We start from the raw sequence: 23,731 nt of genomic DNA, 5'->3' as shown, positions 1-23,731 counted from the left end.
AGATCTCTCGTCATAGATACGATTAGGATGTATGGGCTAGACCTTATTTTGAAAGCGCGATAATTAAGTAAACCTCAAATAGAATTTAAAGTTTACCGCATTTTGTGCCCGTAGTGTCTTTCTAAAAAGAAAGCCAAGATCTCTCTATGGAACGTCTAGCATCGTAATTTTTTGATGTGTCAAAAGAAAGTGATTGGGTTTGATCGCTGAGTTCTGAATACAGCGGATCATTCTGGAATCCTTTTGCCGTTTCATTGAAAAAAGAGCCCTCAAACATCCTGAAATAAGATGTTTAGGGGCTCTTAAAGATAACTACTCAATTGGAATAGCGGTTTTCCGCTCCAATTTCTCTGCTGCTTTTGGCATCGTTACTTTCAAAATACCGTCCTTGTATTCTGCCTTAATCTCTTCTTCTCTAATGTTTCTTATTGCAAATTGTCGGCGAACGCTACTAAAGCTTCGTTCACTTCTCACTAAGTTGCCTTTATCATCTTCGGCCTGCGTGTCGGTTTGATGTTGTCCTTCGATCGTCAACACACCGTTTTCATAATTGATTTGGATGTTTTCTTTTGGAATCCCTGGTAATTCTGCTTCTAACATATACTCTGTTTCTGTTTCATGAATATCTGTTTTGACCATGTTGCCTTTAAATCCTTCAAAAAAATTCCGTCCAAAGTCCTCAAAAAAATTGAAAGGTGTCATGTCAAATAAATCAGAGCGACGGGGAATCATGTTGTTAGCCATCTTGATCCTTCCTTTCCTTTTTTTATCTTCCTTCACTTATAATTTTACTCACAATAAGTAAAAATTCAAGTAAAAAATGAAGCAATACTTCAAAACAATAAAGCTTTATTGTTGTAATTTAAACAAGATGGATCGACGAAAAAAATGCTATCTATTCTTTACTAATAAGTGCTGGATGTGGTTCTCTATTTTAACAGAGAATTGATGTGTAGTTATTTTACTTTCACATTTTGATCACCGTTCACCAACAGAAAAACGTCAAAAAAAATATTTTTTCGCAGACATAAAATCAGACGTCAACCACACTAATAAGCGGTTGGCGTCTGATTTCTACGCTAAATTTATGCCTGATGGATCGGCAACTGTTCAGTGGCAGATTTCTGTTCGGACAGCTCATTGACTAAGTTTTGAATCGCCACAATGGATTGCGGGGTCACATAGGGATCCATGGAGACTAAAGGAAAATCTTTTGGAATACCTTCTCTTGGTCCGGTGGTGATTAACCCATCATAGGTCACAATTCTCTGAACCAGCTCATCCGTACTGTCCCATAAATCCTCAAAATGATGAATCTCAAAATTCCCGTAGACTATCTGAGTAATAATCGTTGATATGAAGGCTTCTTCAGTCGGTGAAAGGTCGGATAGCAGCAATAAATGGATCGTTTTGTCCTGAGAAGCCAACAGCTCCAAACTGTCTACCTGATCGGTTAATAAAACATACACATAATTTGTGATAAAATCCTCCGAGCGATAAATCTCGTGCTCCTGGACGAATGCCTCAACGATTTCCGTGACCTTCTCGACGGCATGCCGATGCATGATTTTCACCATTTCTAAAAAGATAGTCCGGTTTTTTCGCAGGATGGTAACAAACTCTCCATTTGTTTTATACAGATAAATTTCATTCAGTAAAACAGTCGTAAGCTCAAGTTTGCGTTCTTCTCCAATGGACTCTTCACCCAGCAGTTCAACAAAATGATCGGTCAATTCGAGATGGTCTTCAAATAGCTGGCTGTAACGGGGATTATCTCTTAGTGCCGCCTCTCTATGCTTCTTGCTGAAAACAATCGAATCTGAGAAGGAAAGCCATAAGCAATCCCGCATGACCTCCTCAGTTAAATTCAAGTGGAATACTTTGGAAAGCATATCCCTGAAATCAGCGATTGTCTCTTCTTTAGGCAACACCAAACCATCTGTCCTTAATTCTTCCTTCGCAAAGGTATGACCATTTTTTATCCGCCACAAACTGATGAATGCATTGTAAGTTAGGCGTTTCTGGAAAATGTACTTTTTATCTAAATCATTGATTCTAGTAAATTCTAGGACAAATTTTTCAATTGATTTCAATTGATAGTCTCTTAAATTTGGCAGTACTGTTTTCAAGGTAAATTGCTTCTCAATAAAGTAGCGATAATAAAAATGACGAATTACACTTTCCTGACCTTCTAAACGCAGCGGCCGATAGCACAATTGAATGCCTGCTATTTCCAGAACACCTTCAATTTTTTTCAAGCAGCGCTGAATATTTGAAGAACTCAAAAAAAGCCGCTTAGATAAAGCCCCAATATTGTCACAGCGTTCATAAAGCAGCTCCTCAATAATTTGAAATTCCGGTGAATTGTTCAGTGCTTCAGCGTAAAGCTTGCCGATACTTGTATCACCTTTAAGTTTGACACTATATAAGCCCTTATCCTTCTCAACAGTAAAGCTTTCCTTCTGTGCGTTGATCAGACTGATATCATTTAATAGGATTGGCAACGAACAGTTCAATCTATTCATAAGCTTCTCACTTGGCAGTCCTCCGCGATTATAATAAAGCTGCTCAATCAGCTTTAATCTGCGAATATTACTAGTTCCTAAAACCTGACGAAAATCCATTTTATCTCCTCCAAATCAGCTTGCGTTGATGGTTGCGAATCGTTTATGTGCTCGGTTCTCAGCATGAATACTCCACTCCGAACGATTGAAATAACAACACTCCAAAGAAAACGTTTGCTTTCATATAGTCATTTTACCTTTTTTCTATTAATGTAAAGGGTGGTTTTTAACTGTATACCTTAAAGGAAACATGAGAATTAGATAAAAAATGAAACTGTTTTTGACTATACTATTGTAATTTTCTGCTTCTTCACGTAAAAAAACGACATCCCATAAAAAATAACGGAATGTCGTGATACATTATGATTCAATTAGTTGTTCTTACTAGAGATAACAGTTAATAGACTTAGAAGTCGCTCCAATTGTCTTCCTCAACTGCTTCAGCTTGCTTGCGCTGTTTTTTCGATTGTTTCGGACGCTCATACTTGTATTGTTGGTATTGGTTAGCACTGCTGTCCGCTCTAGGAATAATCAGTACTAATAGGACGTACAGAAATACTGGTGCGCCTACTAAAACAATGCTGATGAATACAAAGATCACTCGTGCGATGGTAGGATCGATGCCGAGATACTCTGCGATTCCGCCAATCGTTCCTGTTAACATTCTATTTGTTTGTGATTTTGTCAGTTTTTTTCTCATGTGGGTCATTCCTTCCTAGTTGTCAGTATCCTTCAAGAAAATATTGCCGGCCTTCGATGAAACTTCAATCTGAGCGGGCTCCCCTGCTGATCGTTGGAAATGCAGTACTTTTTGAGTATTGCCATTTCTTTCCTGCAAGGTTTCACAATTTGCGAATCGATAGTTGATCGTACCAATTCCGGTTTTTGCTACGCCTTCGATCCCGACTGTCTGCGGCAATGATACTTTGACGTTTCCATTGACGGATTGAGCCTCGATTTTTTTTAGATCATCATTTCCCGCGGTTACCTTGATGTCGCCGTTGATTAATGAATACTCAGATCGCACGACATCCGCTTTGGAAATGATCGTTCCAGTCACTGTCTCAATCAACGCATTCGTAATTTGACCTTCGCGAATTTCAACATCATTGTTGGTTCCTTCAAACTCCAACATCGAAGCATCGAGTTGTTTGATCAAAACAGTCCCATTGGTCGCCTTGATCGCGGCATTCTTAGCAGCGATTTCTTCGATCATCAAGTCACCGGTCAATAAACGAACAGATAAATTATTGTAATGCCGTTTTGGCAAGTAGAAGGTCAATCTGGCGTCGACTCTTTTATTCGGAACGTGGAACAACATCTGATAATTATTGATATCAATTCTACTGCGCTCCAAGAAAGCATCCATCGGATCTGACTCCTCCATCGGTCCTAAAAGAGCGACAGTTGCTTCGACTTTTACATCATTGATTGTGTCGTCTTCCCAGGTCTTCAAGATAACTTTTCCTTTGGCTAATTTGATATCAATCGTTCCAGCATCAATGTCTTCAAATGTAAACTGATGGCTGAAATGTGTTTTAGCCGTTCCATAAAATTTTTGATTGATCTTTTTCCAATCAAAATCATTATTTACCTTGTCAGAAACTCGCTCCGTTGTTCTAGTAACCATTCGAGCAATACGGCTTGCCCAATCATTCGGCTCTTCATGAGGACGATCCATCGGACGGTATTTTTGTTCTTCAAAATCATCTGGTACTTCAAAGAAACCGTCTGAGACGTATGGCTGCTCAGGAGTGGCAAAAAGATCTTGATCAATCGCTCTGCGTTCATGCTTCAACAGTTCAATCTCTTCTTCCATTTCATTCAGTTCGATTTTCATGCTGTCATAGATTACTTTATTCTCAGGCGAGATGATTCCTAGCTCCGCTTCAAGGCTTAGCTCTCTAAATTCTTCCTTTTTCTCACGCAGCGTTTCTATTTTTGTCTGCAACGCTTCATCAAATTCATCGATCTTAGATCTGACTGGATCTGCCTCTTCGGGTTCTGGTGCCTTGTTTTCCCACTCGTCGATCATGCTGGAAACACTGTCAGAAGGTTGCGGTTTTTCTGGAATCTCCTCTTCGAACGTTTCTGGTTCCTGTTCTAATTCCTGCTCTGGCATTTCTTCAAAATCTGAGTCTTCTTCTGGTTCCAAGCCATCTTCGTGCTCTAGTTCTGGTTCATATTCTGGCGTTGCTTCGGTTGTTGGTTCATTTTCAGGTTCTGAGAATTTTTCAGATACTGTATCTTCTTTAAGTTCTGGAGCTTCATTGGATTCTGCCGATTCTTCAGTTTCTACCGCTTTTTCGTAGTCAGAAGAATCTTCTGGTTTAGATGATGCTTCAAAATCAATTTCTTGTTGTGGTGTTTCTTCAAATTCTGGATTATTTTCAGTTTCTAGTACTATTTCCGGCTCTGGTTCAGTTTCCGTTAAAGGTTCAACTTCTGTTTCAATCTCTGGTGCTGTTTCCGGTTCTGACGTTTTCTCAGCTTTATGTTCTGGGTCCTTTAAGCCAAGACTTTCCAGTAAATCTAAACCTTCTTCAGGTGATAGGATACCTTTTTTAATAGATTCTATAATCTTCTCGCGTTCGTTCATGCTGATCTCTCCTCGACGAATTCTTCTATGAGTCTATTATGCACATACATTTTCTCCCCGTCATGGGTCGAAAGGACTATATTTTACGAAATAAATTTGATATCAAAAAGTTTAATTAGTCAAAGTAGACGTCGCAACTGGCAGCTAATTCGTTTGAAATGAAGAAACTTTTCAAAAACTGAAAGAGTTTCTTTGATTCTCATCACGCATACGACTATGCTAAACTGCTTGAAATCTATATTTGCTAACCCAATTAATCCTATTCAAACTCGATAAACTGCAAAAAGTTGGACTCGCAGCTAGCTCACTAAGTAGTAATCATTTTTCTAAAAACCAGAAAAATGAGTCTTATTTTCGCTTCGCATACCATTGCACTAAACATCTTGATCAAAGGTCCAACCTGAAATAAATAAATCTGTCCTCAAAAAAATATACTGCGAAAAGTGCAACTGGCAAAAAGAGTGAACTGTTTTTTTTATTAACAGTCCACTCTTCTGATTTATATATTTAAGCTGGTGATCAAGCATTGTTTTTTTTGATTAGAAGTCGCTCCATGCGTCGTCAGCGACTGCTTCGGCTTGTTTTGCTTGGCTGCTACTTGAGTATTCATAAGGTTGTTCGTAGCCACGGCTATGGTTTTCTGCTTTTGGAACTAGAAACATTAATAACAAGTAAAGCAGGATTGGTGCGCCTTCTAAGAAAAAGATGGAGAAGACAAAGATGACACGTGCAATAGTAGGATCAATTCCAAAATAATCTGCGATTCCGGCTAATGTTCCTGTTAATACTCGATTGTTTTGTGATTTCGTTAGTTTTTTCATTTTAATTTTCTCCTTTTATTTTCCAAAAACACTATTTTTGGAACCCGTTTTGATTGATTTTTTTATTTTCCCACTCGCGATGTGTTTTTATCTTATGAACATATTATGCCGAATCTTGCTTGTTTCGTCATAGGGCGAAAGGCGTATTTTTCATCTAGTTATTTGGTATGAGTTTTTCTAGTTCTTACTACTAAAACGATTTAAGAATAGGCTTGATTGGGCAATAGATCAAGTATTTGAGAGAGATACTCCTTCTGGGGACTGGAAAAATAGTTGAATTATGATAAAGTTTATTTTAGAAAAAAAGTTAGATAATTATCAGAAAGGAATGTTTGTTTGATTCAAATTCGTGAAATGATACTTGATGATAAACCCCAACTAAGACACCTCTACCTGGAAAGCCGTCGTACGACCTTTTATTGGGCTGATCCAGAGTTAATGCATCTAGAAGATTTTGATCGTGATACAGCAGAAGAGCTCGTTTTTGTCGCGGAGTCGCAGCAAAAACTCATCGGTTTTATTTCTCTGTATGTACCTGATAATTTCATTCATTGCCTATTTGTCGATAGGAATTTTAAAGGCCAAGGCACGGGTCATCTGCTTCTAAAGGAAGCTAAACAACACCTGCAATTGCCGATGAAATTAAAATGCTTATCGAAAAATACGCCTGCTCTCGCCTTCTATGAAAAAGAAGGTTGGGAAAAGATTCATGAAGTGAAAGTCCCTGATGCTTATTGGAATATGCTTTATACAGGAAAAAATTCTTAGTTCACTCAGCAAAAATGAACTAGGAAGTTTTTTCTTATTAGCTTCCGATACTTAACCTTTCCATTTCGTTTGATTGATTTTTTCGCATTTCATCAGCACAAAATAAAAAAACGCTTGCATTTTCATTAAGAACATGTGAGAATAAACACAAATAGTTCTTCAGGGCAGGGTTTAATTCCCGACCGGCGGTGATAGTCCGCGAGCCTTTTGGCTGACTCAGTGCAATTCTGGGACCGACAGTACAGTCTGGATGGAAGAAGAAAAGCGTGTGTTTGTTGATCGTTCAGATGACAAACCCTATTTGAATCAATCAACTACACCTTTTTCTACTTTGACTGTGCCTTGCAAATGTTGTTGTAAGGTTCTTTTTTATGTTTTAAGAAAGGTGTGTTGAAATGAAATTTACTGCAAGAAAACTAGTGATGATCGCGATTTTTGGTGCTCTCTCTTACGTGCTGATGCTCTTCAAGTTTCCGCTGCCATTTATGCCGCCGTTTATGGATTTTGATTTGGCAGGTATTCCAGAATTGCTGGGGACGTTCTTGTTGGGACCTGTTTCAGGGATCTTTATTGTGCTGATCAAGCTCTTAATCAAATTAGCGACAGTCGGAACCGCTTCGATGTTTACTGGTGAAATCCAGAACTTCATTTTAAGTCTTAGCTTCATTTTGCCTGCTAGTATACTTTATCAGCGGTCGACGAACAAAAGCTCGGCTTTAAAAGGGATGCTGGCTGGAACAGCGTTAGTTACTTTTGTTGCGTGCCTCTCGAATGTGTATTTCATCATTCCTTTTTACACCAAGCTTTACGGGATGTCGATGGAAGCGATCATCGCTATGACACAGGCAGTCAATCCATTGGTAGACAGTGTTTGGAAGCTGGTAATTATCGGGATCGTTCCCTTCAACTTGTTTAAATACGGTGTCACTACCGCCATCGTTTACTTTTCATTGGATCGATTGCGGGCGATTTTTCTTAGACGGGAGTATTTATAGTGGAATTTGAAGCAGCAGTTGAGCAATTTTATAAAAAATTGGGACGAAAAAAGATCATGGCTTTGGCAACGAGTTTGAATGACCATGTCATGGTGCGCAATGTCAGTGTTATCATTCATGAAGGCAAAATTCTGTTTAAAACCGATAAGAATTTTCGTAAAACCCAACAATTGATCGAGAATCCGCAGGTGGCGATTTGCTACTGGGGTGTTCAGGTCGAAGGTATCGCGGTTAATCATGGATTAGTCGCAGATCAGGAGGATGACTCCTTTCAAACGTTGTATCAAAAATATTGGGAGAAAAGCTACAATGCCTATCCCCATAAAGATAGCGAAATCCTGATTGAAGTCGTTCCGAAACTCGTTGAAATCTGGGATCAGGACAAGGATGATCGTGGGTTCCAGCTGTTTATCGATTTTGAACAGAAAGCAGCCGAGATTGAAAAGTATGATTAGTTACTGATATATCCAAAAATAAAGCCAAATGACTTTTTACTATCAATTTTGAAAGTGAATTGGTCGTTTGGCTTTACGTTCGTTAAGTATTATTCAGAAAGACTTTACCAGCAAATTATTGAGCGTTACCAATCCCCAAAACGATTATCTTGGAACACGGTTTCTGTTAGATTACTCACGGCCTCATCATACAGTTTCTTATAATAGCGATAGTCTTCTTCTAAAACTTTTAGTGTTTTTTTATTTTCCGCACTATTTTTCTTCAAGCTTTCAATCTGAAAAGAGAGCGTTTGAACCTGTAACTCTAATTCCTCAAAGCTAAGCTCTTTCATTCCACTTAACTCCTTCGATTTTCTTATAATTGATCACGACTTTTCCATTATAAAATTCCAATTCCTTCTCCGACAGAACAACCGTCTTGCTAATATCAACGAGACAGCTATTCGTATATTTTTTGACGATCGTGCCAGATAAAAAGAAATGATCTTCATTAAAAAGAAAATTGATTTTATCTCCTATACTAAATTGCAAATTATACTCATTTTCTCGAATCTCCATTAAAATATTCGGCACCATTGCTTGACCATAACTCATACAATTCTGTCCTCCTCACGTTTTTCAAAGAAGCAAACTCAAGTGTAGAAGGCTTCTTTCAACTCATCACTTAGTTATTATTCTAACCGATAGAGAAGCATGTATTCGGGAATATTTAATGAAAAATTAATATTTGATTTATACAAGGAACACTATGGATGCATTACTGATAGCCACAAAAAAGAAGCAAACTACATTTACATTTTACTTCTTTTCGATTACTTCATGACACCCTTTAACTGCTCATACAGCTTCAAATACAACTCATAATTCTTCTGATAGACTTCTGAATTATATGGATTGGGGGTATGGCTTCTTCTGATTTGTACCGTTTTTGCGACAGCATCTTCAAAATCTTTATAAACACCCACCGCCACACCAGCCAGTATCGCCGCGCCAAGAGTGGTTGCTGTGTCGGAATTAAGTACATCAATTGGCTTATTTGTCACATCGCTCTTGATCTGTGTCCAAAGCTGGCTATTGGCTGAACCGCCCATTGCCCGCAAACGACTCACTTCAGCACCCGCTTGCTTCGCAACATCCAAATTATGTTTCAATGAAAAGGCGACACCTTCCATACTTGCTCGAATCATATGGCCTTTTGTTTTACTGTAATCTAATCCGTAGTAAACGCCTTTGGCTTTCGGATTCCAAATAGGCGATCGTTCTCCCGCCATGTAAGGCAGAAAAACAAGTCCTTCAGACCCAGCTTCAATGTTTTCAGCTAATAGATTCATTTCTTCAAAATTAGTCGTTCCATTGTTTTCAGCGTTGATCCGTTCTGTTTGCCCGAATTGTTCTTCAAACCATTTCAGAACACCACCACCTCCTACTGTTCCGCCTTGCAGCAGCCAGTTTTTAGAAGTGACATGATAACTCAGAATCAAGTGTTTGTCGGCACGATACTCATCCGTACAAATGCTCATTCCACCTGCTTGACCACCCTGCTCTTGCGTTTCTCCATTTGCGATCACACCGACACCAAGCGTTCCACAGGCAGAATCCAATCCCCCAGCGACAACAGGAATACCCGCTGACAAGCCACTTTGTTGCGCGGCTTCCTTGGTAACTCTACCAACGATTTCATGGCAGGCAGCGATTTCTGGCAAGATATCCTCACGTAAATTCATTTCTTTACATAGCTCTCGATCCCATGCTCCTTTTTTCATATCGAAGCACTGATAACCATAGCCTTGAGAGATATCTTGGGTGATTTCTCCTGTCAATTTATAAACAATATAGCTGTTGGATTGTAAAATCTTTGCGGTTTGTTTGTATAACTCAGGCAAATGATCACGATACCATAGAACCTTAGGCAATGTATACGAGTGCTGAATTGGGTTTCCACTGATAGCGAACAGCCTCTCTTCCCCAAGAGTATGTTTCAAATCATCACAAATTTCTTGTGCTCGTGTGTCCATCCAAATTGGGGTATTACGCAGAAGCGTCCCATCATTTGAAATAGGAATCGCTGACCAGCTTTGTCCGTCAACTCCGATGCCGACGATTTTTTCTGATTTGACTTTAGATTCGCTTAATAACTCCTTGATTGCTTGGCAGACCGCTTGCCACCAATCATCAGGATCTTGTTCAGCCCACCCCTCTTGCGGATGAAAAACGGGATAACTCTTAGTTGATTGAGCAATTGCTTCTCCGTCCTCGGTAAATAGAGCCACTTTACAGGACGAGATGCCGATATCAATACCTAGTAGATACATTTTCCCCTCCTAGTAATAAGATTATTTTTCTATATTATCTCAGAAATAATACTTAGAAAAAGTATTTTGCGAAAAAAATCCAACTATCTTCAATCATAAAAGATAGTTGGACTAGAAAACATAAAAATAAGTTAACTACGCTTCGAACACAATGAGTGTTGAAACTCAGAAAGGTTATTAAACAATGAATACTTATATGAGTGAACCGCTGGAAACTCATCCTTCTCTTCCGGAACATAAATCGGTACAAAGCCGCCCCGATTGGCAGCGATGATGCCTGACTGTGAGTCCTCGATGACATACGCCTTTTCAGGCGGGATACCTAAACGTGAGGCTGCTTTAATGAACAGCTCTGGATCCGGTTTGGCTTCTTCCACTTCTGATCCATAACAATGAGCATCCATTCGATTCCATAAGTTCGCTTGTCTAAGCAATTCCTCAGCAACATTTTTCTTCGCAGAGGTGGCTACCGCTTTTTTTAGATTCTGACTATCGAGAAAATCCAATAAGTCAAAAACACCTGCTTTCAGATCGACCGGATACACCTTATAATGTTGGGCGAACTCGTATTCACGAATCTCAATGATTTTTTGTGCTAATTGAGCGTCTTCATAATATCTAGCAAGAAATTGTTCGATATCCTTCAGACTTCGACCTAGCATTTTTTGATACATGTCCTCTGTAAACTCAATATCAACCGCAGCAAAGGCTTTGGCGAACGCTTGTTTTGAAGCTGGCTCTGAATCGATCAGCACCCCATCCATATCAAAAATTACTGCTTCCATATTTTCCCCTTCTACTTAAATGTCATTTGATAAGAGCTCTGAAATTGCTCTTGCGGTGCTAGCATATTGATTCCCAATTTTTCAGCATAATTCCCCTTCGTATCAAAGGTATCGGCAACCCCGCACCATGGTTCGATGCAGATGAAGGGGGCTTCCTGGGGATAAGGTGACCAGATTCCCAAATAAGGCATGCTGCTATAATCGAAAACGATCGCTTTCTCCGTTTTATCCGACTTTAATTCTACTCGTGTATTTCCAGCTGTTTCCCAGATCAGCACGCCTTGACTGAACAATTCGCGATTGATCGGATAGATGGAATCCACCAGCTCGACCGCTTTATCCGTATGCAGCAAGACTTCTTCGGTGACTGGAATGAATTTTCGTGACTGTTTTGGTGAAATTTCTAAATAATAATCAGTGAAGGTTGTTTGCTGATCCAAAGGCAGGTTGAAGCCCGCATGCGCACCGATGGCAAAATACATCGGCTTCTCTTCGTCTCCATTTTTTACGAAATAGCGAACGATCAGACAATTACCGATTAATTTGTACTCGATCGTTAATTCGAACTTGAATGGATAGATCTTCAAGCTTTCCTCATCCTCTGATAACGTCATTGCTAATGTATCAGAGGAATGATTCATAACAAGAAATTCACGGTCTCTAGCAAATCCATGTTGAGACATATGGTAGGTTTTTCCATCCAGCTGATACTGATCCTCTTTCAGCTTGCCTACGATTGGAAATAAAATCGGGGCGTGTCTGCTCCAAAATTTGTCATCTGCTTGCCAAATATACTCGGTACCGTCTTTTTTAGATTGAATACTGCTGATTTCTGCCCCTTTGTTTAATACCTTGACGATTAAATCTTCATTTCCCAATACTTGATAATCCATTTTTCCCCCTCTTTCTTAAACACAAAGAAGGCAGATCAAATCTACCTTCACATTTTTATGAAAAGCGTGCAGTTGCTTGCTGGCAATGGATTTTCTCATGCCAAGATGTTGCTGTTTCGCGTAAGACTGCATTTAGTTCATCAATATTTTTGCGACCTTCTGTCTGCAGCCATGCTCTTGCGGCAGCTTCGCCTTTTGTGATGTAGGGTTCCACTCCGTTGGCCCAAGTGGCACGTCCGCACAAGACGCCGTTAAAGGTTGAGCCAGCTTCTTTGGCAAAACGCAAGGTATCTTGGAACATCGCCGCACTCACTCCAGCACTTAAGAAGATGAATGGCAGATCGGTTGCTTCGCTTTGTTCCTTGAATAATTTCGCCGCTTCTTCTTTTGTATAAACACTCTCATCACCGAAGCCTTCAACGAATTTCATATTCACTGGGACTTCGACTTTCAAAACATCGACATTATATCTAGGATCAGAAAATTCCTTCATCATATCATTGACTTTATGTGGTTTTACTCGCGCATATTCTTTTGAAGCAGCATCAGCAATCTTCGCATCATAAGAGACCAATTCTAAAAAGAATGGAATTCCTTCCGCCACACACTCCGAACCGATCCGTTCCATGTAGGCTTTTTTCTGATCGTTGATCTCATCGGATTCATCGATATCGTAATAGAGCAGGAATTTGCAGGCATCTGCTCCCGCTTCTTTCAAACGTTTCACTGACCAAACATTCAACGAATCCGGCAAACGCCCCGGCGTCGTTGCATCATAGCCGGTTTTTTCATAGGCCAATAGGAGACCGGTACTTTCCGCGCGGGCATTCGCCGCTGGCAGACCATATTCTGGATCTAATAAGATCGAGCTGGCATACGGTGTCAATTCTTCTGAAACGATTTTTTTGAAATCTTCAATATCTTGATCAGCCGCTTCATCCTTGTACTTGGCGATCATTTTTTTTAAAGCGCCACGTTGATCGATTGCTAGCGCGCCGATAACTCCTTCATGATTACTTGTATTCTTCAATGCTTCATATTGTGATTCAGATACTATTTTCATTCTGCTATTTCTCCTCATTAATGGCATATAAAAGTTTCACTGCGGCTGAATTCTTTTCGATCATTTTATCGAAAGGAACGGCGACATCTTCTAACTTGAAAGTCTCAGTAATCAACGGCTTCACATTGATCTCACCCGTGGACATGTAGCGCAGGCCGGTTTCCCATTCATAGCCTGGGAAAGGTGCCGAATAAGACATCCACGAACCAGTTACTTCTAGCTCGCCACGTAAGATTTTTTCAAATGTTTCTGGATCAAAGACGACATCTCTGGTACTCGTTCCGACATAGACGACCTTCCCGCGCTTAGCGACAAATTCGACTGCTTGCTTCTGGGTAATCGAACTGCCGGCTGTTTCGATCGCGACTTCAGGCAGTGGATTTTTTTTATAGTGATCCTCCAGCTTTATAGTTAGCGGATTAACTGTTTCATCTGCACCGATTGCTTTTGCGACCTCTAATTTCTTCTCATTTAAATCAACAACCGTTACCTTGCCAACACCGATTGCTCGTAAAGCTAAGACAGTCAAAAGACCGATCGTACCTGCTCCTAGCACCAATACCTCAGCCCCGGCAGGAACGCGAACGCGCTCGATGCCGTGGATCGCTACTGTCAAAGGTTCCAGCAAAGCGGCTTCCTTTAAAGAAAGAGCGGTCGGAACCTTCACACAGTTCTTTTCAGGAACGACAACGTACTCAGCCATCGCCCCTTGTTCACGAGAACCAATGAAACTATATTGGGTACACATTGCCGGCTCCCCTTTTTGACAATTTTCACAGCTTCCACATGGAACTAAAGGAGCCACTGCCACCTTTTCTCCCGTTTCGATGTTACTTACACCTTCACCAATCGCTTCCACCGTTCCCGAAAACTCGTGCCCTAAAACCTGCGGAAAGGCATGGACCCCACCTTCAAAATAGCGCGGAAGATCCGACCCGCAAATGCCGCAATAAGCTACCTTTATCAGAACTTTTCCGGGTTTGATTTCTGGCTTTGGAATATCTTGTAAAGCCATTTTATGCTTATCAGTTACTACTAATGCTTTCACCAGTTTCAGTCCCTTCAAATTCTTCTGTTTCTACGTACAACGTTCTTTTCTTGTATTTAATAAATGTGTAGGCAAATGCTCCAATATACAATGCTAGGATGATGAAGAAGCCTGCACCCATTTCAAACGTAATTCCTTTTGCCAACAAGTAAGTGATTGGACTACCTGCTTGGTCTAAAGAAGAAACTCGTTCGCCGGCACCAACCAAGCCAACATTTTGACCTAACAGTGTTTGCAGATTGATCATTTGATTCGAGATCCAGATTGTGATAAACATGATGACTGAGCCAGAAATCAATGTTCTGAATAAGTTCCCTTTATGCACCGCGACCGCCATCGCTATAAAGAAACCGATCGTTGCTAAATCACCAAATGGCAAGACTTGATTTCCAGGAACGATAACTGCGATTAAAATGGTTAATGGTACGAAGACTAAACTTGCGGCGATTACTTGTGAATCTCCCAATAGTAAGGCTGGATCCAGACCAATCTTCAATTCGCTGCCTTTGAAGTGCTTGTCCAACAATTCGCGGGCCGCTTCTGAGATTGGAATCAAGCCTTCCATAATCAGCTTAACCACCATTGGCATCAAGACCATTACGGCCGCCATTTGAATCGCTAATTGAAGCGAGTCGCCGACTGTATAACGCGCCAGCATTCCGATCGCAAAACCAAGAATCGCTCCGACGATCGTCGGCTGACCTAACACACCTAAACGTTGCTCGATTTTTTCTGACGTAATGTTGATTTTATTGACACCTGGAATCATCTCAATGAGATCATCGATCGGTTTCGCGAAAATCCCCATATATGCAGATGAGCCGTGAGGAATCGAGATTCCTTCCAATCCGAAATACTCATCAGTGACATCGCCAAACATATCGCCAAGCTTATAAGCAATAACTGCGTGAATCACAACGCCTAAAATACCTAAATAAAAATTGCCAGTTGCTGTTTGCACGATTGCCCCTGTAAAGGCCATATGCCAAATATTCCAAATATCGACGTTAACCACTCGTGTCATTTTTAATAGAAGCATTACGATATTCACCGCAATAGCAACGGGGATCGCTACTAGGCCTAAATCAGATGCCCAAGCCATTGGTGAAGTTCCTGACCAACCAAGGTCAACGACATTCAAACCAAGATTGAAGTTTTCCGCCATCGCTTCTGCCGCTGCTCCCAAGTTCTCCGTCAACAAACTAATTACTAAACTAATTCCAACAAAACCAATCCCGATGGTGATCCCTGAGCGCAAGGACTTTCCAATGCCCTGTCTCAGTAATAAGCCTAAAATGAAAATGACGATTGGCAGCATTACGCTTGCACCTAGATCAACAATGTATTGAATAACTCCCATTTTTATGAACCCCTATCCTTTATTTTTTTAGAACCACTAAGATTTTTTCTTCTGTTGCTTGAATATTGACGCCTGATACGAAGGCCACCCCATGAATGACTGGAACGCCATAATCTTTTTTGACTCTGGCTGTGGTAACAATCAAATCAACGCCGTCTTTCTTTGACTCCAATTCGTTCACCCGGCACTGTGTCACTTCACATGGAATGCCTTCTCTTTTTGCTAACTCTCTGATTTTGTTGGCTGCCACTGTTGATGTTGCCACTGCTCCGCCACACGCTACGATCACTTTTTTCATTTTAAATTTCCTCCTTTATAGGTATAAATATTGATTGACGATTTCCAGCATCTCACTAGATTCCTTAGCATTTACCAAGCTTTCCACAAAGCCTTCTTTCTGGATTGATTCGATCAACTTCTGTAAAACCTCTAAATGCTTCGGTCCATCCTTAACTGCCAACATGACAATGACCGAAACATCAATCGTATCTTCGTCCTCGCCGCCCATCTCATTGAAAACAACCGGGTTTGTTAAAGTGGCGAAAATCAACTGATCTGATTGAACTAAACTTCCATCCGTATGGGGAATTGCGACACCGTGTTTTACTGGGAGACCTGTCGGAAACTCTTGTTCACGATCCTTTAACGCTTGGGCAAAGCCTTCATTGACGATCCCTTTTTGCATTAGCGCATCTGACAATTGATCAAATAAGGCTTCTTGGTCATCAACTGTGTACTGACAGTACATAAAATCCTGCGAAATCATTTTCTTCCTCCTATTTTCTAGTCAAATTCTAGATAAGTACAATTTGATTCAGGATTTGCAAACTAATATACCGTGATATCGTTTGCATTTATCTGTAACCGTTAACATCATAATAGCACATTATTTTGCTTTTGCAATACTAAATTTTGCTTTATTTGCAATTTGCAATTAAAAAGCAAACAAAATGCATTGTTATAGTTTGGCAAAGGTGCTATTATGGAAAAAAAGAAGAGGAGATGTATGTATGATTCATTTAGTTTGTCCAAACCCTGCGATCGACAGGACCTTAATGGTTGATGGATTTGTCAAAAGCTTGCCAAACCGCCCTTATGAAGTGAAAGAATTTCCTGGAGGCAAAGGATTTAATGTCGCTTATGCTATTGGATTTGAAGACCCTGCTGTTGAGTTTTGTGTTCATACGATTGCTGGTGGACGAAATGGTGAGTATCTCGGTGAGTTGGCAATTCAAAATAAGGTGCCCGTGAAATTTACCAAAATCGATCGCAATACACGAGTTTGCAATATCATCATGGATACTAAGAATCACATCACCTACCCGATCTACGAAAATAGTTTTCAGTTGAATGATGAGTTATTGAAGGAATACACCGATACGATAAAAGAATCGATCCATGAGGGAGACTACATTGTATTCAGCGGTTCATTGATGAAGGGCATGCCGGCAAACTACATTGCGGCATTTATTGATGAGTTTCGTGTGCAGAAGGTAAAGATTTTTGTGGATACCAGCGGAGATGCTTTACGTGAAGCGTATCAAGCACAACCTTATGCCATTAAGATTAACGATGAGGAGATTTTGGATATTTTTCCTGGAGCAGATCTGACGACGATTGATTCCTATGCGGCGCTCCTAGCCTCTGAAGCTACAGCGAATATTCCAGTATTCATTATTACGCTTGGCGAAAATGGCATCATTGCCAAGATTAATGACCAGATTTTAGCAGTCAAAGCAAAAAAAGTGGCAGCGAAGAATCCGATTGCCTGCGGAGACTTCTTCTTGGGTGGGCTCGTTAAAAATCTGGCAACCGGTCAGAGTCCTGAATTTACACTGAAAAAGGCGATCAGCTACTCGACCGCGAATGTGTTGAGCTGGTATCCAGAATTGAATCATCCGCAAATAACGGAGATTTTCGATTCACTAAAAGTAACTAAATACTAAAAAAAGAACTAGTGTCGTGATAGGCACTAGTTCTTTTTCAGCTTGACGCGATCAATTCGACCCCATGCTCATTCAGATAATCAAGTTCATAGCTGTCATTAGGCAGCTGATCAGTCACAACAATGTCAATGTCCTCAAAATTAGCCGTTCGATTGAAGGCAATATTGCCAAATTTGCTTTGATCCGCTAGCAGGATCGTCGTTTGGCTTTGCTGAATCATCTGCTTTGAAATCAGGACTTCACCCATGTGATGGCTAGTGATTGCCGCTTTATTGTCGATCCCGCTGCAGCCGAAAAAACCGATCGTGATGAAGATATCGCAAATATTATTCAAGGCAAACTGACCGAACAATGAGGACTCGTTCTTTCTCAGCACACCACCGGGAATCAAAATGTCGATCGCTTTATTTTTTATCAGCGTATTGATGATCGGGATGGTGTTCGTGACGACCGTGATGTTTTTCAACTCGGCGATTTCCTGTGCCAAAGCCAACGTGGTCGTGCCATAATCCAAATAAATACTGTCGCCTTCCTCGATATAGCTGACTGCCGTTTTGGCAATCCGCTCTTTTTCAAGCCGCTTTTCGATCTTTCTTTTTTCATAATCAGTCTCGCCTGAAGGACTTTCCAAAACCGCGCCGCCATGTACTTTCTTGATCCGCCCCTCATCTTCGAGGGTATAGAGATCTCTTCGAATCGTTTCTCTCGTTACCTTCAATTCTTTGCTGAGCTCGTTGATCCTGACAGAATGCTTCGTGTCCAAAGTAGTTAAAATATAGTCCTTTCTTTCTGTTGGATTCATTACTTCCTCCCTTCACACTATTCAAAAAGGACAGTGCAACTGTCCTTTTTACTGTTTCAACACGTTTAAAATATTCTGTTCCGTAGCTGCAATATTGATGCCTGAGACAAAGGCCACTCCATGAATTACTGGTACACCGTAATCCTTTCTAACTTTGGCAGTCGTTACGATCAAATCAATCCCATCTTTCTTAGAATCCAACTCGTTTACTCTGCATTGACTGACTTCCACTGGAATCCCTTCTCTTTTTGCCAACTCACGAATTTTGTTCGCCGCTACTGTTGATGTTGCTACAGCTCCACCACAGGCTACAATCACTTTTTTCATCTTCATTCCTTCTTCCTTTTGTTGTAATCGCCAACATAAGGATAACACATTTTTTGCTTTTTGCAATATTTTATTTTGCATTTATTAGTTTAGCAAAATTTAAAGCAAAATAATAAGCAGTGAACATTTTTGTCCACTGCTTACTATTGCTGTTTTTATTCTTCAGGTTCGTTTAGGCTATAAACCAGTTCAACACCCTGCTGTGTATATTGTTGAGATTCTTCTTTATTTCTTGGACTATCGGTGATAACGATATCGATTTGATCAAAAGTCGCGGTTTTATTCAAGGCAACCGTGCCGAATTTGCTATGATCTGCCAAAACGATCGTTGTCTGACTGTGCTCGATCATCTCTTTTGAGACTAAGTTCTCTCCAGTATGATGAGAAGTTATCCCTCTGGCGGCGTCAATACCGCTGCAGCCATAAAACCCGATCGTGACAAAAATATCCTTGATATTATTTGATGCAAAGGGTCCATATAATGAAGATTCGTTGTTGCGAACGATCCCGCCAGGAATGATCAGGTCAACCGACTCATTCGCTAACAAAAGATTCACGATAGGAATTGTATTGGTAACCACGGTCACGTTTTTCATCTTCAAGATTTCTTTTGCTAGCTCTAAAGTGGTCGTTCCATAATCGAGATAGATGGTATCTCCTTCTTCGATATAAGAAGCTGCTCTTTTGGCGATCGCCGTCTTTTCAGCATGAAATTCATTTTTGCGCTTTTCATAATCAGTTTCTTTATTGGCTGTTTCTAAAACAGCGCCGCCATGGATTTTTTTGATCAAGCCTTTTTTCTCAAGGAGATACAAATCTTTTCTGATCGTCTCTCTGGTTACCTTTAGGCGTTTGCTCAGATCCAATATTTTCACCGCATGATTTTCTTCCAATTCTTTGATGATAAACTCACGACGTTCTTCTGAATTCATTTTGCTCTCCTTGTCCGCTATTCTGTCTTCTTGTATTATCATACCATATAATTCTTTATTTTTTGGAGAATAACGAAAAATAGCAAACAAAGGCAAAATCATAAACGGATTTTTACTTTGCAAAGTAAAACAGCGCCCGCAAGAATTCTCGCAGGCGCTGTTTAGTGATTCTTATTTTGTTAACGCAACAGCTTTTTCAACGATATTCTTCGCTGTCAAGCCATAGTGTTCTTTCAGTAATTCTGGATTTCCTGATTGACCGAATTGGTCTTGGACTCCGATTTTTACCACTCTTGTTGGTTGATTTTCAGATAAGAATTCGGAAACGGCACTTCCTAGTCCGCCGACTACGCTGTGTTCTTCAGCGGTGATGATCCAAGGTGTCTCGTTAGCCGCTTGAAGTACCAATGCTTCATCCAGTGGCTTAATCGTCGAAAAATTCAATACCCGAACATGGATATCTTGTTCAGCCAATTGCTTTGCCGCATCCAATGCTTCCTGCACCATCAAGCCGGTGGCGATGATCGTCCCATCGTTTCCTGATACTAGGGTTTCCGCTTTTCCGATGGTAAATGGTTGTTTCGTCTCATGAACTCGTTCAACGGCTAAGCGTCCTAAGCGCAGATAAACCGGGCCTTCATGTTCCAAAATCGTCTCAATCGCCGCTTCAGTCTCTAGATCATCCACAGGATTGATAATCGTCATTCCCGGAATCGCCCGCATCAATGCGATGTCTTCGATTGCTTGGTGTGATCCGCCATCTTCACCAACGGTAATTCCTGCGTGAGTCGCCGCGATCGTGACATTCAATTTCTGATAGGCCACGGCATTACGGATCTGCTCGTAAGCTCTGCCGGCTGCGAAGATTGCAAAGCTGCTGGCAAATGGCCGCTTTCCACCCAAAGCTAAGCCCGCCGCCGTGCCAATCATATCCGCTTCCGCGATGCCTATATTGAAGAATTTTTCTGGTAAGGCTTTGGCAAACACATCGGTTTTCGTAGCAGCCGATAGATCCGCATCCAGCACAACTAAGTCTTGATGTTCTTTGAATTTTACCAGCGTTTCGCCGTAAGCTTGTCTTGTTGCCTTTTTCACTTTAAAACGCCTCCTTCAGCTCTGCCAATGCTTTTTCGGCTTCTTCTTGGGAAGGTGCTTTCCCATGCCAACCGACTTGGTCTTCCATAAAGCTAACCCCTTTGCCTTTGTTCGTTTGGCATACAATGACAGTTGGGCCTTCTTCGTATGTTTTCGCTTTTCCGATCGCGGCTGTTAATGACGCAAAATCATGTCCATCTGCAGTCAACACGTTCCAATTAAAGGCAGCGAACTTCTTGCCAATGTTCTGCACGCCCATTACTTCATCATTTGTGCCGTCGATTTGCAACCCGTTATTATCAACAAATGCAATCACATTATTCAATTTGTAATGTGCCGCAGTCATCGCCGCTTCCCAGACTTGGCCTTCCTGTAATTCGCCATCGCCAAGCAAAATATACACGTTCTTTTGGATACCATCCAGTCGTTTTGCCAAGGCTAAGCCATTTGCAATCGACAACCCTTGTCCTAACGAGCCGCTTGAAGTATCAACACCGCGCGTTTTGATCCGATCTGGATGTCCTTGCAGATGACAACCGAATTTCCGTAAGTCAAGCAGCTCTTCTTTGGGAAAGAAGCCCTTATCTGCTAGAGCGGTATATAAAGCCGGTGCCGCATGACCCTTCGATAGGATAAAGTGATCGCGATCCTTTTGATCATAGTTTTCCAGAGTAATATCCATTTCCTGATAGTATAGTACCGTTAAAATATCGATTGCCGAAAGAGAACCTCCAGGATGTCCTGATCCCGCGGAAGCCAGCGCGCGGATGATCCACTCACGCAATTCTACGGCTTTTTCTGCTAAATTTGTCATGTTCATCTTCCATTCAATCTATTTTTTCATTTCCTCAAGGAAGACATTCATCAACATCCATGAAGATTCCGAACCAGGGTCCTTGTGTCCAACCGCGCGTTCACCTAAACGCATCGCCCGGCCTTTTTTCGCAATCAATGGAATCGTTGACTCTGCTCCTTGTTTCATGATCGATACGGTTTCTTCCATCACCGCCACAGGATCGTCGTCATTTTTATGCGCCTCTAAATACTCGATCCCCGGCTGCAATGCATCGATCATGGTTTTGTCACCTATTTCCGCTTTGCCTCGCTGCTGAACAGCTGCCACACCGTTTTTTAACATACCCGCAAATTCTGGGAAGGAAACCGCTTCTTTGCCAGCATCGTCCTTGCCCATTTTGATAAAGAAGCTGCCATACAATGGTCCTGAAGCCCCACCGACTTTACTCAACAGCAGCATGCCTGATTTTTTCAGCAAAGCTGTCACGTCAGCCGCTTTTTCTAAATTATCTTGCAGGTTGGCATTCACCGCGCGAAAGCCAATGCTTAAATTGATTCCGTGATCTCCATCGCCAATATCTGAGTCCAGTTTGGTCCAGTAGTCACGATTTTCTTCCGTAAGCTCTGCCATTTTTGCCAAACTATCGGCAAAGAATTGTTTATCTAATACCATTTCACCCATGTTTACACCTCATTATTTTATTTTTCACTTTGGAAAAAAGCTTCATTTCTACTAACTAACGACCATTTGAACGAATCAGAGACACGAAATGAAAACCTTTTCTTACAATTTATAATACGGTGTATCACAAGGGGCATCAAGCAGTTCTTTGATCTCGTCGTCCAATTTCACCAGTGTAACGGACATGCCAGCCATATCCATCGAAGTCGCGAAGTTGCCGACATCTGTCCGATGAATCTTGATTCCTTTTTCATTTAAGATTTGATCCACACGACGATAGCAGACATATTGATCCATCACCGGCAACGCGCCTAAGCCGTTGACTAACACGTAAACTTCATCGCCTTCACCAATCTTGGAATCTTCAAGGATGATCTTCATGATCTCATCAATAATGACATCTGCTTTTTCAACTTTACGACGTTCAATGCCGGGCTCGCCATGAATCCCCATACCAATCTCCATGTCACCTTCATCCATTTGGAAGATCACTTCGCCGGTAACTGGCAAGGTTGAAGAAGATAATGCCACGCCTAATGAGTACGTGTTGTCGTTAGCTTTTTCCGTTACTGCTTTGACTTTATCCAAATCGTAGCCTTTTGCAGCTGCACTGCCCGCTACCTTGAAGACTGGCAAATCACCTGCGACACCACGACGATCTTTCTTGTCTTTTGCGGAATAAACATCGTCTGTTGTCGTCACTGTTTCTACGCGAATGCCATCTTCTTCAAGCGCCATTTCCGCGCCCATATCGAAGTTCATCACATCGCCAGCATAATTTCCATAAAGATACAGACAGCCTTTGCCGCTATCAACCGCTTTCACTGCTTCGTAACAAGCATCTGGCGCAGGCGACGTATTAACGTTGCCAACAACCGCCGCATCAGCGAAATCTTTCCCAACATAGCCTAAGAACATTGGTTCATGCCCTGATCCGCCACCAACGATTACTCGCACACGTGGTTCTTCACTCATTAATTTGCTGACAACCACACGATTTTCTGGATCTAGTGTCACATATTGCTTATTCGCTGCTGCATAGCCTTCCAGCATTTCCTCTACAACTTCATAGCCATCATTGATTAACCGTTTCATATTCCCATTCTCCTTGTAAAATATATTTTTTTGATACTTTTTTATAAGAATAAAGACAATAACAATCCGCCTAATAATCCACCCGTAATGGCTGCGGCGATTTTTGGTAATGATTTTTTCACGTTCCCGCCAACTAATGCGGAAGCGACCCACACTCCAACACCGGCTGCCAACCCTTGATCGACCCACGCGCCTGTTTGCGCGATCATCGGTGTTGAAATGCCGTGATTAATACACCAAACCGTTCCAACAATAAAGAGTGCTGCCATCCATCCGCCGATCGGTCCCCAGTGATCCACCATTTTTCCCCATGCCATACGGATTACAAAGGGGAATAAAAATCCGCCGCATATTGTTGCAAGTCCTAAGCCCAAAGTCATTTGTTTTTCCTCCG

The 23,731-nt window shown here is 41.3% G+C and carries 27 protein-coding genes and 1 riboswitch; of the genes, 4 read left to right on the top strand and 23 right to left on the bottom strand.

Going from position 1 to position 23,731, the window contains the following annotated elements:
* Nucleotides 1–312 precede the first annotated feature (312 nt).
* From E6139_RS05845 to E6139_RS05825, 5 genes are all read right to left on the bottom strand, one after another.
* The gene (locus E6139_RS05845; RefSeq protein WP_316402113.1) at nucleotides 313–744 is read right to left on the bottom strand and encodes an Hsp20/alpha crystallin family protein; all 432 of its coding nucleotides are present in this window, start codon (nucleotides 742–744) and stop codon (nucleotides 313–315) included.
* A 341-nt stretch (nucleotides 745–1,085) separates the two neighbouring features.
* Nucleotides 1,086–2,624, bottom strand: coding sequence for a helix-turn-helix domain-containing protein (locus E6139_RS05840; protein ID WP_316402112.1), 1,539 nt, complete (start codon nucleotides 2,622–2,624; stop codon nucleotides 1,086–1,088).
* Nucleotides 2,625–2,970: 346 nt separating this feature from the next.
* Nucleotides 2,971–3,264: a PspC domain-containing protein gene (locus E6139_RS05835; protein ID WP_316402111.1), complete on the bottom strand. Its 294-nt coding sequence runs from the start codon at nucleotides 3,262–3,264 to the stop codon at nucleotides 2,971–2,973.
* Between the two features lie 15 nt (nucleotides 3,265–3,279).
* A complete protein-coding gene (liaX, locus tag E6139_RS05830; protein WP_316402110.1) occupies nucleotides 3,280–5,163 on the bottom strand; it encodes a daptomycin-sensing surface protein LiaX in 1,884 nt (627 codons plus the stop codon).
* Between the two features lie 539 nt (nucleotides 5,164–5,702).
* On the bottom strand, nucleotides 5,703–5,984 hold the full coding sequence (locus tag E6139_RS05825) for a PspC domain-containing protein (RefSeq protein WP_316402109.1): 282 nt from the start codon (nucleotides 5,982–5,984) through the stop codon (nucleotides 5,703–5,705).
* A gap of 336 nt (nucleotides 5,985–6,320) precedes the next feature.
* On the opposite strand from E6139_RS05825, the gene E6139_RS05820 reads away from it, so the two are divergent.
* The 3 genes from E6139_RS05820 to E6139_RS05810 all read left to right on the top strand — a co-directional run bounded on the left by E6139_RS05820 (nucleotide 6,321) and on the right by E6139_RS05810 (nucleotide 8,202).
* Nucleotides 6,321–6,752 (top strand): GNAT family N-acetyltransferase, encoded by a 432-nt coding sequence (locus E6139_RS05820; protein WP_316402108.1) that lies wholly within the window; start codon nucleotides 6,321–6,323, stop codon nucleotides 6,750–6,752.
* A gap of 151 nt (nucleotides 6,753–6,903) precedes the next feature.
* A riboswitch (FMN riboswitch) is annotated at nucleotides 6,904–7,018 on the top strand.
* A 129-nt stretch (nucleotides 7,019–7,147) separates the two neighbouring features.
* Nucleotides 7,148–7,747 carry an ECF transporter S component gene (locus E6139_RS05815; RefSeq protein ID WP_316402107.1) on the top strand — a complete coding sequence of 200 codons (600 nt, stop codon included), beginning with the start codon at nucleotides 7,148–7,150 and terminating at the stop codon, nucleotides 7,745–7,747.
* Nucleotides 7,747–8,202 (top strand): pyridoxamine 5'-phosphate oxidase family protein, encoded by a 456-nt coding sequence (locus E6139_RS05810; RefSeq protein WP_316402106.1) that lies wholly within the window; start codon nucleotides 7,747–7,749, stop codon nucleotides 8,200–8,202. The genes E6139_RS05815 and E6139_RS05810 overlap by 1 nt, the downstream gene beginning before the upstream one ends.
* Nucleotides 8,203–8,327: 125 nt before the next feature.
* Here E6139_RS05810 and E6139_RS05805 read toward each other — a convergent pair whose 3' ends face one another.
* From E6139_RS05805 to E6139_RS05760, 10 genes are all read right to left on the bottom strand, one after another.
* The gene (locus E6139_RS05805) at nucleotides 8,328–8,534 is read right to left on the bottom strand and encodes a hypothetical protein (protein ID WP_316402105.1); all 207 of its coding nucleotides are present in this window, start codon (nucleotides 8,532–8,534) and stop codon (nucleotides 8,328–8,330) included.
* Nucleotides 8,521–8,796, bottom strand: a complete 276-nt coding sequence (locus E6139_RS05800) for a DUF2187 domain-containing protein (RefSeq protein WP_316402104.1) — start codon at nucleotides 8,794–8,796, stop codon at nucleotides 8,521–8,523. The genes E6139_RS05805 and E6139_RS05800 overlap by 14 nt, the downstream gene beginning before the upstream one ends.
* Before the next feature lie 218 nt (nucleotides 8,797–9,014).
* On the bottom strand, nucleotides 9,015–10,514 hold the full coding sequence (xylB, locus tag E6139_RS05795) for a xylulokinase (RefSeq protein ID WP_316402102.1): 1,500 nt from the start codon (nucleotides 10,512–10,514) through the stop codon (nucleotides 9,015–9,017).
* 131 nt (nucleotides 10,515–10,645) lie between these two features.
* Nucleotides 10,646–11,299 carry an HAD family phosphatase gene (locus E6139_RS05790; RefSeq protein WP_316402100.1) on the bottom strand — a complete coding sequence of 218 codons (654 nt, stop codon included), beginning with the start codon at nucleotides 11,297–11,299 and terminating at the stop codon, nucleotides 10,646–10,648.
* Between the two features lie 11 nt (nucleotides 11,300–11,310).
* On the bottom strand, nucleotides 11,311–12,192 hold the full coding sequence (locus E6139_RS05785; protein WP_316402098.1) for an aldose 1-epimerase family protein: 882 nt from the start codon (nucleotides 12,190–12,192) through the stop codon (nucleotides 11,311–11,313).
* 55 nt (nucleotides 12,193–12,247) lie between these two features.
* Complete coding sequence (gene lacD / locus E6139_RS05780; protein ID WP_316402097.1) at nucleotides 12,248–13,255, bottom strand: tagatose-bisphosphate aldolase; 1,008 nt, start codon at nucleotides 13,253–13,255, stop codon at nucleotides 12,248–12,250.
* 4 nt (nucleotides 13,256–13,259) lie between these two features.
* Nucleotides 13,260–14,303, bottom strand: coding sequence for a galactitol-1-phosphate 5-dehydrogenase (locus E6139_RS05775; RefSeq protein ID WP_316402096.1), 1,044 nt, complete (start codon nucleotides 14,301–14,303; stop codon nucleotides 13,260–13,262).
* The gene (locus tag E6139_RS05770; protein ID WP_316402095.1) at nucleotides 14,281–15,663 is read right to left on the bottom strand and encodes a PTS galactitol transporter subunit IIC; all 1,383 of its coding nucleotides are present in this window, start codon (nucleotides 15,661–15,663) and stop codon (nucleotides 14,281–14,283) included. The genes E6139_RS05775 and E6139_RS05770 overlap by 23 nt, the downstream gene beginning before the upstream one ends.
* A gap of 19 nt (nucleotides 15,664–15,682) precedes the next feature.
* Entirely contained in the window at nucleotides 15,683–15,961 is a 279-nt protein-coding gene (gene gatB / locus E6139_RS05765) for a PTS galactitol transporter subunit IIB (RefSeq protein ID WP_316402094.1), read from the bottom strand.
* A 15-nt stretch (nucleotides 15,962–15,976) separates the two neighbouring features.
* A complete protein-coding gene (locus E6139_RS05760; protein ID WP_316402093.1) occupies nucleotides 15,977–16,429 on the bottom strand; it encodes a PTS sugar transporter subunit IIA in 453 nt (150 codons plus the stop codon).
* A 244-nt stretch (nucleotides 16,430–16,673) separates the two neighbouring features.
* On the opposite strand from E6139_RS05760, the gene E6139_RS05755 reads away from it, so the two are divergent.
* Nucleotides 16,674–17,609 carry a 1-phosphofructokinase family hexose kinase gene (locus tag E6139_RS05755; protein ID WP_316402092.1) on the top strand — a complete coding sequence of 312 codons (936 nt, stop codon included), beginning with the start codon at nucleotides 16,674–16,676 and terminating at the stop codon, nucleotides 17,607–17,609.
* Nucleotides 17,610–17,646: 37 nt separating this feature from the next.
* Here the strand turns inward: E6139_RS05755 and E6139_RS05750 are convergent, their stop codons facing one another.
* The 8 genes from E6139_RS05750 to E6139_RS05715 form a co-directional block, all read right to left on the bottom strand.
* Complete coding sequence (locus tag E6139_RS05750) at nucleotides 17,647–18,411, bottom strand: DeoR/GlpR family DNA-binding transcription regulator (protein ID WP_316402091.1); 765 nt, start codon at nucleotides 18,409–18,411, stop codon at nucleotides 17,647–17,649.
* 48 nt (nucleotides 18,412–18,459) lie between these two features.
* Entirely contained in the window at nucleotides 18,460–18,738 is a 279-nt protein-coding gene (gatB, locus tag E6139_RS05745; protein WP_316402090.1) for a PTS galactitol transporter subunit IIB, read from the bottom strand.
* 155 nt (nucleotides 18,739–18,893) lie between these two features.
* On the bottom strand, nucleotides 18,894–19,670 hold the full coding sequence (locus E6139_RS05740; protein ID WP_316402089.1) for a DeoR/GlpR family DNA-binding transcription regulator: 777 nt from the start codon (nucleotides 19,668–19,670) through the stop codon (nucleotides 18,894–18,896).
* Between the two features lie 171 nt (nucleotides 19,671–19,841).
* Nucleotides 19,842–20,765 carry a transketolase family protein gene (locus tag E6139_RS05735; protein WP_316402088.1) on the bottom strand — a complete coding sequence of 308 codons (924 nt, stop codon included), beginning with the start codon at nucleotides 20,763–20,765 and terminating at the stop codon, nucleotides 19,842–19,844.
* Between the two features lies 1 nt (nucleotide 20,766).
* Nucleotides 20,767–21,579, bottom strand: a complete 813-nt coding sequence (locus E6139_RS05730; protein WP_316402087.1) for a transketolase — start codon at nucleotides 21,577–21,579, stop codon at nucleotides 20,767–20,769.
* An 18-nt stretch (nucleotides 21,580–21,597) separates the two neighbouring features.
* On the bottom strand, nucleotides 21,598–22,242 hold the full coding sequence (gene dhaL / locus E6139_RS05725) for a dihydroxyacetone kinase subunit DhaL (RefSeq protein ID WP_316402086.1): 645 nt from the start codon (nucleotides 22,240–22,242) through the stop codon (nucleotides 21,598–21,600).
* Between the two features lie 102 nt (nucleotides 22,243–22,344).
* A complete protein-coding gene (locus E6139_RS05720; RefSeq protein ID WP_316402085.1) occupies nucleotides 22,345–23,337 on the bottom strand; it encodes a dihydroxyacetone kinase subunit DhaK in 993 nt (330 codons plus the stop codon).
* 41 nt (nucleotides 23,338–23,378) lie between these two features.
* Nucleotides 23,379–23,717, bottom strand: a complete 339-nt coding sequence (locus E6139_RS05715; protein ID WP_316402084.1) for a Lin0368 family putative glycerol transporter subunit — start codon at nucleotides 23,715–23,717, stop codon at nucleotides 23,379–23,381.
* Between the last annotated feature and the right edge of the window lie 14 nt (nucleotides 23,718–23,731).

The organism is Enterococcus sp., from assembly GCF_032555305.1.
Classification (GTDB): domain Bacteria; phylum Bacillota; class Bacilli; order Lactobacillales; family Enterococcaceae; genus Enterococcus_A.
Note: the sequence above shows the minus strand (reverse complement) of the source record. Positions and strands in the feature narration are given on the sequence as shown.